Raw genomic sequence first — 14,227 nt, 5'->3', positions numbered from 1 at the left:
AGAAAGGGGCGTCGTGTCATGTCTGCACCCCTACCCCCTCGCGGGAGGGCTTCACGATCAGCTCTCAAACACCTTCTCAGCGTCGAAGAGTTCCTCCACCCATTCGCGATAAAAGTTACGCAGCACTGAGAACTCTGCCGCCCGCGACTCCGCGGTCGAGACAACGCGGGCGTTGAAGGGCGCGAAGATCCCGGAAGGGGCCACATGCCGGAACCCGGCATGAAATGCCACCTTGGCTGAGCGCTCGGGCAGCAGGATGTCGTAGCCTCCATCACCGGTGGCCAGCATGACCACTGCGGCGTGCGACAACGCCGCGGCTCTGAACCGGCCCGTTTCAATGGGATCAACTTCCTGCCCGAGCGCTTCAGCGATGCGCCGATGGAGTTCCTCTCGCCGGTATAGCGCGCTGAGGGGGATCTGGGCAGCGAGATGGTCCCCGTCCTGCTCCTTCATGAGCTCGGAGTCCAGAACCTCCGAGGTAGCCGTCGAGTGAAAATAGCGACTCAGGAAAGCATCGATCTTTGGGCCGCCATCGCGGTGGGTCAACCGATCGAAGGCGAACGTAGCGCCGGGAAAGTTGTACCGCAGCTGTTCAGGATCGGAGCGCTTGACCTCCTGATAGGCCCGATTGAGGGCCATGAACGAGTCGTAACCCGCACGGTCAAACTCCGGGTCGTAATCGTCCTCCGCAGGAACGACACTGCCTCGCAGCTGTCCGAGCGGAGCCTCGATGTCATGCCACTGGTGCTGGGGAGCGGGGTATACGCAGATCGGCATTTCCTCCCCCCATAGCTCGACGAGCTGATGAGTGGGATACAGCGTCCGCAAGGTGGCGTACACCCCTGTGCTGTCTAACACGCGCCCCAAGCGGTCCAGCTTCTCTATCGCTGCTTCGCTGAGGGGCCTTGGCGGAGGCGGTGGCTTCGCCACCGGCAGCGGGGAGAGGATCAATTGGGCTTCATGCAGGGGGGTGCCCTCGGGCAAGTCATCGAGTCGCTGCCACCATTGCTCCCATGCCTGCAGGGTGCCCCATACCTGCTCAAGCTTGCCAGCTGGGCGCCGTCGTGCTTTGGTGTAGCACGTTTGCACGAATGCCCTCACGAAGTCCGCGTCCTGCAGAGTGAGGTTCCTCCCTCTAATTTTGTCGTGCAGCCGTGATCTAGAAGCGCCACGAATGGGGTACTTCTGCCCCTGCATGCCTTCCTCGAGGACGTCTACGTTCGGCAACGCAGCTTTGCCGAATAACCGCCTCAACTCGATCCATAAATATTCGGCCCTACCGTCGGGCGTCCTTTTGCTCACGGGTCATTCCTTCCGCCCTGCGTAGAGCCGTGGGTCCCAGTGTCGCGAGCCAAGTCTCTGTTGACGAGTGCCTGGCGGCACACGTCTGGAAACGTTCCAGAGCTTCGGGAATCCCATTTTGCCCGTTGATCATGGATTAGGGCGCTCGTCCATCACTCTGGTGGTGCAGACACCGCAGGGCTGCGGCCCGCGCCGGACAGGGCGCGGGCCGCTACAGCACCTGCGCGCCTTCATCCAATCCACGGGAGAGGACACGAGTGCTGATGAACACAAGCGTAAGTCGAAACGAGCCGCGAAGGCGATCATGGCTCTTGATCGGGTGGGCCGTTGTGCTTGGCGCGATGGCTGCTGCGGCCGTGCTGCTGGCGGTTCGTGAGCCGGAGGTCGCCTGGACCATAGGGTTTGCCATCAATGTGGTCGGGTTCGCCCTCACCCTGCAGAATGCAGCAGCCCGGCTCGTCGATCGCATGAGAGGCAGAGCGGAGTAGGCCAACAACGCCTTCATCGTCTCGAACCGATGCGGAGTCCGGCTCTGGTGCGCGTGTTCACTGGAGCCGGACTCGTGGCCTTTCGCCGTGTGGTTGCTTTGTGATGTGGGCGGCTTGCATCCCGACCTCCTCAAAAGGCCATAGTGAGCCGGTGCTCACCATGTCGACGCCACTCCAGCGGTGGGGTGGGGGTCGACGTCGTCTCCCTCAGCCGAGTCGCTCCTCACCGGGCTTGTCGGGGAGTCCTTCGGGGAGCCCGTCGCGGACGGCGCGCACGATCGCGGTCTTGATGGCGCGGGCGGTGCGGCCGGCGAGCGGGATGGGGCTGCCGGTCATCGTGTACCACTCCTCGGCGCCGGTGTATTGCACCCGCACCTGCGCCTGGTCGTCGGAGAGGGTGATGGCCACGGTGAGATCGCCGGTGATGACCCCGACCTCGTCGGTCATCACCCCGCCCGGCCCGGCAACAGCCTCACCCCGGTACTGCTTATCGGCCGCGTTGCTGGTGGCTGATTTGGCCTTGCCGCTCGCGTCGTTCATCACTGCTCCGATCCGCCCGGCCCGCACCCTGCTTACCTGCAGGTGTCCAGCGTCGCGGCCAGCGTTTTCTTCTCCGCAGCGGTGACGCTGAGCGCGTAGTACTTCTTGACCTGCACCCACGCTCGGGCGTACACGCACCAATACGAGCGCTGAGGCGGCTGCCACTGATCAGGGCTCTGATCACCCTTGGAGCGGTTGGAGGCGGCCGAGACCGCGATCAACTGCGGCCGGGTCAGATCGTTGGCCAGCGCGCGGCGCCGCTGGGTGCTCCAGGTGTCGGCGCCCGAGCGCCAGGCGTTGGCCAACGGCACCATGTGATCGATGTCCAAGCTGGCGGCGCGGGTGTAGGTGCGGTTGTCATACAGCGAACGCCAACTCCCCGAGGTCGCTTTGCACTCGTCGTCGCGGGTGACGTTGCGGCCGTCGCGGGCCAGCACCACCTCCCGGGTGTCACAGCCGGAGCCCTTGCGTGACTGGCTGATCCAGTGCGGGAACTTCGCGCGGCTGTAGCCGGCCATCGACCGCGGCGCGGCCACCTTCAACCCACTGAGTGCGGTGCGCGCCGCGGCCGCGGCGATCGGGGTCGGCATGCCGGGGGCGGCGGCTTGTGCACCCGGCGCGGTGAGCGCCGCGGACGCAGGAGGAGCGGCGATGAGGGTGGCGCTCAGCACGCCAGACAGCAAAACAGCGCTTACGCGCCGGGGGGTCAGCACCCCTGCATCATGCACGGCCACAGAGCAGCTGTCACGAAAAGCCTAGCCCCGCATGGCACGCACGGTGCGAGCGTTCGCCGCGAACGCCGGGCGTAGGCATCAAGCACGGCGACTGTGCCTGTCGGACTGCTCCAGGCACGGCGCAAACTCGACTCCCACGCCGCCTAATTGCGGGGGCGAGTCAAGAAGCGGTAGTGAAACAAGTCTATACAGACCATGCACTTATGTCTGTAAGACGCACTCGGAGCCATCCACCATTGTTGACTGGTTTTTCATTTGCCGCCAGATAGGCATTTTTTAGATGAAGATACTCCGGGATAAGCGGCAGGTGTTCCGGCAGATTTTCTGCAGTTGCGGCTCTGACCTGTTCCCGATACTGTTCGCCTGCAATCCCTAAGGCCTCGCCAAGAAATTGAACTTCACTTGAGAATAACCCAGAAGCGTAGCCGACGTTCCCTTGGGCGATGTTAATCATATATCGTGCGTATTCTTCAACGGGGATAAGGGTGCCCGTGAGGGCGACGCCATTTACTGCAAGTGTGCATGTGAGGATAGATTCGGTGCTGGCATCTATGCTGCGTATGAGGTTACCCAAAATGAGGTCTGGTTTTTGCATAATTTTAGATTAGGTTGAAATTTGCTGTTTGTCAGCCTCCTGCTAGCCTCTATCTTTCGTGATCTTCGTGTGGTGGGCTGAGGCATTCGGCTGAGGGCTGTTTTCGCTTCCTGGTCATGTGATGGCCCGGCTGTCGCACCGGGCAGGGTTCCACGATGCGCAGCCCGTCCAGCCCCACCACCCCGGCACCTCAGTGGCCCACCGGCCGGCTTCGGTGGCCATCTCGGCCAGCCCTACCCCCAGACCACCGTCGCGCCAGAGCGCGCCGTTCCTGCCCAGATCGATACGGGCACCCCGAGTAGCACGCGACAATCCTGTACGAGGGGAGGCCGCCTACCGGCACACCGCCGACCGGCTCGTCGCGATGTGGTCGCTGGGCTCGCCCATGACCCTGTTCCTGTGCTGAACCCTGAGGAGCAGGTCGACCGGCTCGGCCGCAACCTCCTGGAAGGACTCATCGTCCTTAACGACCTGTTCCAGCAAGGCGTCGGCGTCAAGGTCCTGGAGGGCATCGCCGTCGGCGAACACACCGAACGCTCCTTCATCCTCGCCCTGGCCCTCGCCCTGGCCGAGGACCGTCGCCGGGACATCTTCCGCAAGACCAAGAACGGCCTGGAGACCGCCCGCAAGCAAGGCAAGGTCGGCGGCCGCCGATCCGTGGTCGACGACGACAAGCGCGCCGCGATACTCGACCGCCGCCGGCGCGGGGAATCCATCCGCACCATCGCCGCCGGGGTGAAGGTCTCCGTCGGGGGCGTCCACAAGACCCTCGCAGAGGCCAAAGCCTCATCCGATCCCGCAGCAGACGGATACTGACCCGCCACCCACATCAGAACGACCAGTCACGGTAAGAGCCGCCCGCCGGGCTCCTTATCGTGACTGGCCGCTTGGATGCTGCTCAAGCCCCGTCGACACGGTGAGCACCGGCACACTAAGACCTGACGCCGTGCCGTGCGACTTATCTTTATCCTTCTCCCTTAGTGTCAACCCAAAGCCAGTCATAGGTGGCGGGACAGGCATTCCAGAAAGAAGGGATAGCCTTCAGGACCTTTTGTTCAATTGCCCGACTATCGTTGCGACCAAAGATTGGCCAGAGTTTGTAGTAGTACTTCTTTCCAATCTTCATTCCAACTTCGTTGTTATGGAAATCCACCTGACTGTCAGTGCCGATACCGCCATATTCGTGGCCAAAGAGAATTAGGCGAGCTTTAGCAGGCCCTAACTTGGCCATTAGGCCTGCAGAGAGAATTCCGTGCCTCAGTGCGTTCTGAAGTCCTGCGACCCCTCGGGAGTTTGCTTGCGAAAATTCCTTGGACCACTTAGATGTTTCTTTGACGATTCTGCATTCCATTGTCCATCGGATTGCCTTGGGGCATTCTGTGGCATATTGATCGGGGTCTACTCGGTTCATCCCCACTTGAGCACTAGCGTTTATGCTGGAGCCTCCAATTAGAGCTACTGTCATGGCTCCGCAAACTGCGATTCGCCGTATCTTCACAGTTTCCTCCACTGGGGCTGTAGCGCCGGAACTTCGACCTCAGGGTACTCCCGGTATACGTATAATTCAATACAATTCTCAATTAGGATACGGCCTGCCCGTTTTCCCTAAAGTGCCAAGTTTTATTCCTGCTTCAGTTTGAACCGATTTATTATGACAAAATATGAATTAGGTAGTTATTTCGAGTGGATGGATTTCCCAAAGCTGCGTGCGGGCGGTGGCGCGGTCCCGCGACGGTGAACCAGGGGGCGGTGCGGCGCTCGGGTGGTGTGATGAGCGGTAGGGGTCCGGGACTGACCTCCAAGCCGGATGTCCGTCCGGCGTGACCAGTTGCGCCACGTGACGACGACCGAGTCGCCGCCCTTAACATGTCGCCGAAGATATCTAGAAGGGCGGACATCAGCTCCCAGCGAGGGAATCGGTCTCCCTTGAGCACGTCAAGCCAATGACCAGCAGTTGCAGGCCTGGGCTTCGGGTAGGGCGGCTGGAGAGATGCCGCGCTCGTGGGTGAGGCAGTCGTGGACGGGGTTGCCTGTGTCGCCGGTCCACGCCATGGGGAAATTTGATGACCCACCTTGTCTATCGCCTTCCCGGAACGAGCACGCCAGCCCGCGCAACTCCCTGGATAAGTGCCATTATCCGGGGAGTCTCGATATGATCTCCCCGGATAACCACCGGGCAGCGGCCGGGCTAACGCCGGAAAAACTCCCCGGATATGAAGCGGCTGCGGTAGTTCACTGATCGCGTAGTTGATCACCCAGGCGGTATTTAAAAGCCTCTATCAATTGGTTATCTATGCAAGCCCCGCCTGCCTTCGCCAGGACGCCAGATTGTGTCGGGTGCCCAGGGTGGTGGGGTGGTCAGTGCCTAGTACTCGCTCTTGGGCGGCCAGGACATTTTGAAGGATCGTCTGTGCCTCCTGATGCTGCCCGATAGCGTGCAGCACATTGGCGAGGAGGCTCCGGGTGAGCAGGGTGTTGGGGTGATCGGTGCCTAGTACTCGCTCTTGGGCGGCCAGGACATTTTGAAGGATCGTCTGTGCCTCCTGATGCTGCCCGATAGCGTGCAGCACATTGGCGAGGAGGCTCCGGGTGAGCAGGGTGTTGGGGTGGTCAGTGCCTAATACCCGCTCTTGGGCGGCCAGGAGGAGCGAGCAAACCGCTTGCGCCTCCTCATACCGCTTCATAGCGTGCAGCAAAAAAGCGAAGTTGTGCCGGGTGCGTAGAGTGTCGGAGTGGTCGGCGCCTAGCACGCGCTCAAAGGCGACCAAGAGTGGCCCATAGATCGTTTGTGCTTCTTCATACCGTCCGAGATCGCCTAGCAGGCCGGCGATGTTATGTCGGATGCGCAGCGTCTCTGGATGGTCGGCGCCTAACACACGCTCCTGGTTGGCCAAAACCTCTCGGAAGATCGTCTGCGCCTCCTCATACCGCCCGCTAAAGTGCAGCACGACACCGAGAACACGGCGAAGTCGCAGAAGAGTAAGGTCGTGCTCCGGCAGTGCAGCAGTCGTCGATACTGCGGTATGGAGCAGTTGCTGGGCACTGGGGTAAGAGCCGCGCCGTTGCAAGACGGCCGCGATGGTGATGCTGCTGGCGGCCAGATCGCGTAGCCGGTCGCGGTGCGGCCGGTGGGGGCGCCGGTCGATGAGCGCGCGTAGGTGTTCCTCCAGCAGGCTTCCCACCGGCCAGTGGCCAGGCTGGTAATGATCCAATGCGTTGGTCGTAGCGTGGAGGGCTTGAACGGCGATGTCCCACGCGGGAGCCGGGGAGCGGCTAAACGGTTGGCGGATACGCCGGGTAGCGGGAGGAGTTGCGCGCAGGGTCTCAGCGACCAGCGGGTGCAGGCGCAGGCCGGTGATGTCGCCTTCGTTGACCTCATCGGCGATGCCAACCCGTACCAAAGCGTCCAGGGCGCTGCTGACCTGGTGAGAGGTCACCTTCGTCAAGGTGGCGAGTCGGGCCGGTCGCAGCATGAGGCGGGGAATCATCTGTGCGTCAGCCAACTGCGCCAAGACGACCGCCAGTTGTGCGGCGGCGGGCACTTTCTGGCGGCTGAGTGTGTTCAGCGATAGTTGCCAGGTACGGGCGATGACCTGCCGATCCAAGGACGGTTGCGCTACCGGGGAAAGCGGGGGGCGCCGGTCGAGAACACTTATCAGATCGCGCTGGAGTGCCTGCTGGTAGTCGGCGAAGCTGTGGTGTTCGGCGTGGGGCCAGGCCAGGTAGGTACCGGCCAGATGCAATGCCAGGGGCAGACACTGCAGGCGCTGGGCCAGTGCGACCGCGTTGTGCCGATCGCTGACTTGGGGGGCCAGATCGTGCAAGATCTGTGCGGCCGCTTGTGCCTCCAGTGGCGCGACCGTGTGGATTTGGCACAGTGGGCCCCAGGTGGCCGGGTCGCGGTCGCGGGAGGTCACCACGGTCAGGCACGTCGTGCTGGCGCGGATCCAACCATTGCCATCAGCTACTGCGGCGGCTGATCCTGCCAATACCGGCTGAGGGTCGTCAGCATTGTCCAAGATCAGCGCGAAGGCGCCGGGCTGGCCGGTGCGGTGGATCGCCTTCCAAAAGACGTCGGCCGCATCACGGCGTCCGGCCCGGGCTTCTTGAATGACGCCTGCGGCGACGCCGAGATCATCGTGGGCGGCTTGCAACAGCAGGGCTTCGATCTGGGAGCGACTGGTGGCTTCCACCCACCACACCGCGCGCCGTGATCGTCGTAGCTCACGGGCCAGTGCCAAGGCCACCGTGGTCTTTCCCGATCCGCCCAGACCGGCCACCACCTGCACCTGTTCCACCGAGGAGGCCTGGGCGAGGTGTCTCAACTGGCCCAGCAGGTCATCTCGCCCGCGTACCGATACCGGCAGACGTCCGAGGGGGGCTTCCACCGAGCCCACCGCACCGGCGCCGGGCATCCCCTCGGCGGCATTACTCGAAGGTGCGGTGGCGGTGGACGTCGCAGTGTGCTCACGGCGTTTACGACGACGGCTGCGGAGTAGACCCAAGACCGGTATGAGGGCTAAAAACGCCGCGACCGCCCCAGCCACTCCCGCGATTGCCCCGATGACTTCCCAATCCCACATGTGGCCACTGTAGAAAGGGTCATCCCCGGACAAAGAATAGCCACCCGTACAGACACTCAACCGCAACGAAGACGGGGTCGGCAGAGAAAAGATCAGCTTGATATTGACCCCGTTCGGCCCGTCCTTCTCACGCAGCAACTTCCGGCGGATCACATCCTGACTGGCCAGGGCCAACACGTAGCCGTAGGCGGCCCGACCGGCCCCGGGGCGGTAAGGCGTCAAGTTTTTGCCATGGGCCCAGATCCCCTACGGGCACGGTGGTCCGGGACCCTCCGGACCACCGGCTCGGCCCACTCCACCGCAGGTCGCTTGCCCTTTCCATGGGGCAACGCATACCTTTTGTCATCGCGGTGTGAAAGCCGCCCCAGCGGCACGAGAGCCGCTCCATCGATCGGACCCGACGCCGTCCCGTGACGATACCCGCCGACGGCGTGCGAACGCCGAATCCGCACCTTTCCAGCGGAACTAGGGACCCACTTTTCCGGGGCGAATCGGATGCCCTTCCATCAGCGCGTCCGTAGGGCACTTCCAGGCCCGAACCCGTCAGCTAACCCGGTAGGCGACATGGAAGCAAGGAGTCCACACCCCATGCGCAACTCCCGGACCACCACGTTCAGGAACCGTCTCGGCCTGGCCCTCGCGAGCACGGTCCTGGCCGGTGCCGCCGTCGGCGGAGCCGCCCCCACCACGGCCTCCGCCTCGTCCACCGGATACGTCACGGCCGCCCAGCGTCCCTCCCAGCAGGAGGCGGGCCCGCTTACGTACGGCGTCGACGTCTCCAACTACCAGCCCACCTACGACTGGAATACCAGCTCCGCCCAGTTCGGCATCATCAAGGCCACCGAGGGCACGACGTTCTGCGACGGCTCCTTCGCCAGGCACTGGAGGGAACTGGGCAAGAAGGGCATCGTGCGCGGGGCGTACCACTTCGCTCACCCAGGCAACGACCCGATCGCCGAGGCCGAGCACTTCCTGTCCGTCGTGAACGCGCAGCCCGCCAAGCGCGGCGATTTGCTCGTCCTGGACCTGGAGACCACCGACGACCGCTCCGTCGAGCAGGTCAACGCCTGGGCCAAGACGTGGCTGTCGTATGTGAAGGCAAAGACCGGCGTCACGCCGATGTTCTACAGCGGCCTGGACTTCGCCGAGACCTACGGCGCAGGGCTGGAGCAGTACCCGCTGTGGGTGGCCGCCTACGGCTCGGAGAAGAGCGCCATCACCCCGCCGGCCGACTGGAAGGCGTGGACGATCCACCAGTACTCGGACTCGCCCATTGACCAGAACGTCTCCGCGCTAAGCCCGGACCAGCTCCGCGCCCTGGGCCGCCGGACGGCCTGACCGGCGATGATCCCACCGGGGGCGGCGGGTCAGCCGCCGCTCCCGGCGACTAGAACAAGGCCGTCCCAGAATGGGGTCCCGGTAGTAACGGCGGAAAATCCAACAGATATCGCTTCGCCAGCGTCGACGTGGAGCATCCGGCGAGGTCAGCGGCACCCTCGCCCCAGCCCACTGCGCCCACCAACCGGCATACCAGCCATGCGATGCCCTCACATCGGAGCAGGTCAGGGGTATATCCGTTGGATTTTCGGCGATTACTACCGGGACCCCATCTCCGCAGGCGCGGGGAGCACGGACTGCGCGAGTCGCTCGGCCAGGCCGGCGTGGGACCATCCCCGCGCAGGGATGGTCCCACGGGCGGCTATGCGACGTTCTGGTTGGACGCGTGCTCCCCGCGCCCGCGGGGATGGTCCCTGGAGCGTGAACAGGGCGAGCGTCAGGTCAGCGTGCTCCCCGCGCTCGCAGGGATGGTCCCCCGCCCACAGCTGATCTCCTTCAGCAACCCCAAGTGCTCCCCGTACCCGCAGAGGTGGTCTTTGCCTCTGCTGACTGTTGGGTTGTCAGTAGTCGAGGGCGCGGTCGACCAGCTCGGCGACTTCGATGGCCGAGGCACGGAAGTAGCGGGCGGTGGTTTCGATGGAGGTGTGGCCGAGGAGGGCTTGGATCTGGGCATGGTCGGCGCCCCCTTCGCGGAGCCGGGTGGCGTAGGTGTGGCGCAGCCGGTGCGGGCGCAGGCCTGGCAGTCCGGCGTCCTTGCCGACCGCGCGGACCACGTCGGTGACGCCGTCGACCGACAGCCGTCCGCGTTGGCCGGCCCACAGTCCTTCGCCGATCGCGTCGGCCAGGGCGGGCCGCGCGGCCAGGAGCTCGGTACGCATCTGCAGCCAGGCGGTCAGGCGTTCGCGGGCCGGGACCGGCAGCGGGACAGTACGCACCTCATCACCCTTGCCATGCAGACGGGCGGTGCCACTGCGCGCAGTAATTGGCACGTCGCCGATGCGCAAGCGCTGGCATTCCTCGGCGCGGGCGCCGGCACCGAGCAGGACGGCGATGAGGGCGGCGTCGCGGGGGCCGCGCCGGTCGGCGGCGCGGCGCACCGCGTTCTCCTGCGCCCGCGTCAACGCGTCCGGGGCTCCGGGCTTGGGCACCCGGGCGCGTTTGACCGCCAGCCGCAGTGCGGGTCCGTGTTCATACAACAACGTCACCGCGGCCAGCGCCTGGTTCACCGTCGCCGGCGACGCCCCCGCCGCCAGCAGGTGCCGGCGCCAAGCGGTGACAGAGGCTTCGGCGCCGACCAGGTCGACGAACGCATCCGCGTGCTCGGCCGCTCGTGCGAGCAACCACTCCCGGTAGGCCAGCGCCTGGCGTCGGTAGGCGGTCACCGTGTTCGCCGCCAGCGCGCACCGATCGAGATGCGCACCGAATGCGACGAGCGTCGCCTCCGCGGCGGCCGCCACCGACCCCGCCTCCCGGCCGAGCCGAAGCACCACCACGTTGCCCGCCCCGGACCCACCCCGATCGGCAATGCGGTTGTCGACTCGGTCGCCATCCGGGTCACCCTCGTGATCGTCAACCGGGTTGCCGGTCTCACCGCCACCACTGCTGTTGATCTTGCTGTCGGCACTCACGGTCACCCGCCGGACCCCTCTCCTTATTATCCGGGGAGTTTTTCCGGCGTTAGCCCGGCTCCTGCCCGGAGATTATCCGGGGAGATCCTACCGAGGCTCCCCGGATAACATAACTTATCCGGGGAGTCGCAGTACGGCGAACTGGAGGTGCACACCAATGGGTCGTTGACACGCCGCGCGAGGGGAGATGGTGGTCCGGGTCCGGGAATGGTGCGCGCCAGCCGGGATATCCCCGGCCGGCGGGCTGATACGGAAGATCCGTGCTCGTATCACAAGAGCTTGACGAGGAAGGTCTCCCCGGAACGCCGGTGCAGCTGGATGTCCCCGCCTTCCGCAAGCTCTTTCTCGATGAACTCGTACAGGGTGATGGCCCTGTTGACGATGTCGGTCTTGGACATACCGGTTCGCTCCACGACGTCTTGTAGTTGAGCGTTCGCCTGCGGGATGAGGCTCACGGTGATGCGCTCCGAGCTGACCGGACGTTTCGCTGTCTGTTCTGTGGCGCCTTCCATGCCTCACACTCCTCAGGTTGTCAATACCGGACACGAGAGCTCAAACGACACAACTAGGAGCTCTCCCTACAGAGATAGTTGCACACCACGAGCATCACCGCATCAAATTTCCAGCTAATAATTGCTTACTAGATGCGATCTTGATGCTGTGAGGCTAGGCTTCAGGGCATTCCCTTTACTGAGGCAGGGGACGCACAGCGCGTCCCCCATCAGACCAAGGAGTTTCCTTGAGGTCTCATCCATCAGTCTTCCCACGGGGTGTATCGACCCCCATGGGCTTGACGTACTCCTCACATCATCTCTGTGATGCCGAAGAGTGCTTCCCCGATGCGGAAAAGCTGCATCGACAACCAAAGGAGCGATGGATTGCCATCCTCAGGCGGGGATCTATCCGAAGTGCCGCAGGGTGACCCTGCCGCACCGACCACGAAGGCCAACCTTGAAATCTCTTTATGCAAGTTAGCGGCTAGCGCTGAAGTCCCAGGTGAGAGCACCGGTCGCCTCTTGCGCACCGTAGGGCAAGTGTTCATCGCCGGAGCGTTGGTGACCGGACCCGTGGTTACCATCCGCTGCACATACGCACTGATCCAACAACAGTCCGTCATCCTCGCGATACTTCAAATGATCATTATCGCTTTTGTCGCGTGGCTGATCGTTAAGAAGCCAGGAAGTTCTATATCCACCACCGCATCAGATCAGACATAGTCTCGGGGCTGCGCACCTACACAGGGCGCAGCCCCTTCATGTGCTACCTGCGCCCCAACGCAGTGATCAGTCTCCTGCCTTCTGAGAGAAGTACGCCTTGCAGGAGCCTGGCCACGAGGTGGGCAAGTTAGCGACAGGTGATCCATCAGATAGTCAGCGCGATAGGGCCCACACCTGACCAGTGCCAGCGGGCACGGTCGCCGTGCTTGACGCCTACGCCCCGGTGTTCGTGGCGAACGTTCACACCGTGCCATGCGGAGCCGGACTTTTCGTGACAGCTGCCCTGCGGCCGGGCATGATGCAGGGGTGCTGACCCCCCGGCGCGTAAGCGCTGTTTTGCTGTCCGGCGTGCTGAGCGCCACCACCCTCACCACCCTCGCCGTCTCCCCTGCCTCCGCCGCGCTCACCGCGCCGGGCGCACAAGCCGCCGCCCCCGGCATGCCGACCCCGATCGCCGCGGCCGCGGCCCGCACCGCGTTGAGTGGGCTGAAGGTGGCCGCGCCGCGGTCGATGGCCGGCTACAGCCGCGCGAAGTTCCCGCACTGGATCAGCCAGTCGCGCAAGGGCGCCGGCTGCGACACCCGGGAGGTGGTGCTGGCCCGCGACGGCCGAAACGTCACCCGCGACGACGACTGCAAAGCGGTATCGGGTAGTTGGCGGTCGCTGTATGACAACCGCACCTACACCCGCGCCGCCAGCCTCGACATCGACCACATGGTGCCCCTGGCCAACGCCTGGCGCTCGGGCGCCAACACCTGGAGCACCCAGCGGCGCCGCGCGCTGGCCAACGACCTGACCCGCCCGCAGCTGATCGCGGTCTCGGCCGCCTCCAACCGCTCCAAGGGTGATCAGAGCCCGGATCAGTGGCAGCCGCCCCAGCGCTCCTATTGGTGCCTATACGCCCGCGCCTGGGTGCAGGTCAAGAAGTACTACACGCTGAGCGTCACCGCTGCGGAGAAGAAAACGCTGGCCGCGATGCTGGACACCTGCAGGTAAGCAGAGTGCGGGCCGGGCGGATCGGAGCAGCGATGAGCGACGCGAGCGGCAAGGCCAAATCAGCCACCAGCAACGCGGCCGACAAGCAGTACCGGGGTGAGGCTGTGGCCGGGCCAGGCGGGGTGATGACCGACGAGGCCGGCGTCATCACCGGGGATCTCACCGTAGCCATCACCCTCTCTGATGACCAGACGCAGGCGCAGGTGCGGGTGCAGTACACCGGCGCCGAGGAGTGGTACACGATGACCGGCAGCCCCGTCTTGCTCGCCGGCCGCACCGCCCGCGCCATCAAGACCGCGATCGTGCGCGCCGTCCGCGGCGGGCTCCCCGAAGGACTCCCTGACAAGATCGGCGGCCGGTGAGGAGTGGCTCGGTTGAGGACGACGTCGACCTCACCCAGGGCTGGGGTGGCGTCGAGATGGTGAGCACCGGCGCACTATGACCTTTTGAGGAGGTCGGGATGCAAGCCGCACACATCAAGGCCTGGGATCCAGGCGACTTCGCGCCCGGCCGCGTCAGCCGCAGCCGCTGTACCTGGGGCGAAAACGGCCCCGATGACCCCTGCACCGAAGAGATCAAATACACCGTCACCGACCGCCTCAACCGTCGATGGTCCAGCTGCGAACACCACCTGAACGCCTACAACACCTCCCGGCCAAACCCGTGAGCAGCACTCGCCCGGAAATAACCTTCGCCCTGGTCTTACCAGGTCTGACAAGGAGCTTGGTTATGCGCTCAGCACTCCCACGCGCGCTGATGGCGGCGGTCATCGCCCTCGCAGCGGTCCTCGTCCCGGCCGGGCCCGC

The 14,227-nt window shown here is 64.3% G+C and carries 14 protein-coding genes and 1 riboswitch; of the genes, 6 read left to right on the top strand and 8 right to left on the bottom strand.

The window, feature by feature from the left end; all coding sequences use genetic code 11:
• Positions 1 to 57: 57 nt before the first annotated feature.
• The 4 genes from AC5L38_RS43575 to AC5L38_RS43560 form a co-directional block, all read right to left on the bottom strand.
• Positions 58 to 1,302 carry a hypothetical protein gene (locus AC5L38_RS43575; protein WP_495248704.1) on the bottom strand — a complete coding sequence of 415 codons (1,245 nt, stop codon included), beginning with the start codon at positions 1,300 to 1,302 and terminating at the stop codon, positions 58 to 60.
• 695 nt (positions 1,303 to 1,997) lie between these two features.
• Entirely contained in the window at positions 1,998 to 2,330 is a 333-nt protein-coding gene (locus tag AC5L38_RS43570) for a hypothetical protein (protein WP_495248703.1), read from the bottom strand.
• A gap of 32 nt (positions 2,331 to 2,362) precedes the next feature.
• Positions 2,363 to 3,001, bottom strand: coding sequence for an HNH endonuclease family protein (locus AC5L38_RS43565; RefSeq protein WP_495248702.1), 639 nt, complete (start codon positions 2,999 to 3,001; stop codon positions 2,363 to 2,365).
• Between the two features lie 247 nt (positions 3,002 to 3,248).
• Positions 3,249 to 3,659, bottom strand: coding sequence for a GvpU-like protein (locus AC5L38_RS43560; protein WP_495248701.1), 411 nt, complete (start codon positions 3,657 to 3,659; stop codon positions 3,249 to 3,251).
• A gap of 399 nt (positions 3,660 to 4,058) precedes the next feature.
• Between AC5L38_RS43560 and AC5L38_RS43555 the strand changes: the two genes are divergently transcribed.
• Positions 4,059 to 4,475 (top strand): recombinase family protein, encoded by a 417-nt coding sequence (locus tag AC5L38_RS43555; protein ID WP_495248700.1) that lies wholly within the window; start codon positions 4,059 to 4,061, stop codon positions 4,473 to 4,475.
• A gap of 148 nt (positions 4,476 to 4,623) precedes the next feature.
• Here AC5L38_RS43555 and AC5L38_RS43550 read toward each other — a convergent pair whose 3' ends face one another.
• Entirely contained in the window at positions 4,624 to 4,890 is a 267-nt protein-coding gene (locus AC5L38_RS43550; RefSeq protein ID WP_495248699.1) for a hypothetical protein, read from the bottom strand.
• 1,060 nt (positions 4,891 to 5,950) lie between these two features.
• Positions 5,951 to 8,416 carry a tetratricopeptide repeat protein gene (locus AC5L38_RS43545; protein WP_495248698.1) on the bottom strand — a complete coding sequence of 822 codons (2,466 nt, stop codon included), beginning with the start codon at positions 8,414 to 8,416 and terminating at the stop codon, positions 5,951 to 5,953.
• A gap of 254 nt (positions 8,417 to 8,670) precedes the next feature.
• Positions 8,671 to 8,819, top strand: a riboswitch (cyclic di-AMP (ydaO/yuaA leader).
• An 11-nt stretch (positions 8,820 to 8,830) separates the two neighbouring features.
• Here AC5L38_RS43545 and AC5L38_RS43540 point away from each other — a divergent pair.
• Positions 8,831 to 9,580 carry a glycoside hydrolase family 25 protein gene (locus tag AC5L38_RS43540; RefSeq protein ID WP_495248697.1) on the top strand — a complete coding sequence of 250 codons (750 nt, stop codon included), beginning with the start codon at positions 8,831 to 8,833 and terminating at the stop codon, positions 9,578 to 9,580.
• A gap of 560 nt (positions 9,581 to 10,140) precedes the next feature.
• Here the strand turns inward: AC5L38_RS43540 and AC5L38_RS43535 are convergent.
• On the bottom strand, positions 10,141 to 11,214 hold the full coding sequence (locus AC5L38_RS43535; RefSeq protein ID WP_495248696.1) for a tyrosine-type recombinase/integrase: 1,074 nt from the start codon (positions 11,212 to 11,214) through the stop codon (positions 10,141 to 10,143).
• Positions 11,215 to 11,477: 263 nt separating this feature from the next.
• Entirely contained in the window at positions 11,478 to 11,720 is a 243-nt protein-coding gene (locus AC5L38_RS43530; RefSeq protein WP_495248695.1) for a ribbon-helix-helix domain-containing protein, read from the bottom strand.
• 306 nt (positions 11,721 to 12,026) lie between these two features.
• Here AC5L38_RS43530 and AC5L38_RS43525 point away from each other — a divergent pair, with 306 nt between their 5' ends.
• The 4 genes from AC5L38_RS43525 to AC5L38_RS43510 all read left to right on the top strand — a co-directional run bounded on the left by AC5L38_RS43525 (position 12,027) and on the right by AC5L38_RS43510 (position 14,088).
• The gene (locus tag AC5L38_RS43525) at positions 12,027 to 12,425 is read left to right on the top strand and encodes a hypothetical protein (protein ID WP_495248694.1); all 399 of its coding nucleotides are present in this window, start codon (positions 12,027 to 12,029) and stop codon (positions 12,423 to 12,425) included.
• 348 nt (positions 12,426 to 12,773) lie between these two features.
• Entirely contained in the window at positions 12,774 to 13,421 is a 648-nt protein-coding gene (locus AC5L38_RS43520) for an HNH endonuclease family protein (protein WP_495248693.1), read from the top strand.
• Positions 13,422 to 13,453: 32 nt separating this feature from the next.
• The gene (locus tag AC5L38_RS43515; RefSeq protein WP_495248692.1) at positions 13,454 to 13,783 is read left to right on the top strand and encodes a hypothetical protein; all 330 of its coding nucleotides are present in this window, start codon (positions 13,454 to 13,456) and stop codon (positions 13,781 to 13,783) included.
• A gap of 98 nt (positions 13,784 to 13,881) precedes the next feature.
• Positions 13,882 to 14,088, top strand: a complete 207-nt coding sequence (locus tag AC5L38_RS43510) for a hypothetical protein (protein ID WP_495248691.1) — start codon at positions 13,882 to 13,884, stop codon at positions 14,086 to 14,088.
• Positions 14,089 to 14,227 lie beyond the last annotated feature (139 nt).

The organism is Streptosporangium nanhuense (genome assembly GCF_059358815.1).
This window is presented reverse-complemented; position numbering and strand designations above follow the sequence as displayed.

What these genes read in the sequence shown, in the direction of transcription:
- AC5L38_RS43540 (WP_495248697.1), top strand. Translation starts at nt 8,831, where the DNA reads ATGCGCAACTCCCGGACCACCACGTTCAGGAACCGTCTCGGCCTGGCC.
- AC5L38_RS43525 (WP_495248694.1), top strand. Translation starts at nt 12,027, where the DNA reads ATGCCGAAGAGTGCTTCCCCGATGCGGAAAAGCTGCATCGACAACCAA.
- AC5L38_RS43550 (WP_495248699.1), bottom strand. Translation starts at nt 4,890, where the DNA reads ATGGCCAAGTTAGGGCCTGCTAAAGCTCGCCTAATTCTCTTTGGCCAC.
- AC5L38_RS43510 (WP_495248691.1), top strand. Translation starts at nt 13,882, where the DNA reads ATGCAAGCCGCACACATCAAGGCCTGGGATCCAGGCGACTTCGCGCCC.
- AC5L38_RS43560 (WP_495248701.1), bottom strand. Translation starts at nt 3,659, where the DNA reads ATGCAAAAACCAGACCTCATTTTGGGTAACCTCATACGCAGCATAGAT.
- AC5L38_RS43530 (WP_495248695.1), bottom strand. Translation starts at nt 11,720, where the DNA reads ATGGAAGGCGCCACAGAACAGACAGCGAAACGTCCGGTCAGCTCGGAG.
- AC5L38_RS43570 (WP_495248703.1), bottom strand. Translation starts at nt 2,330, where the DNA reads ATGAACGACGCGAGCGGCAAGGCCAAATCAGCCACCAGCAACGCGGCC.
- AC5L38_RS43515 (WP_495248692.1), top strand. Translation starts at nt 13,454, where the DNA reads ATGAGCGACGCGAGCGGCAAGGCCAAATCAGCCACCAGCAACGCGGCC.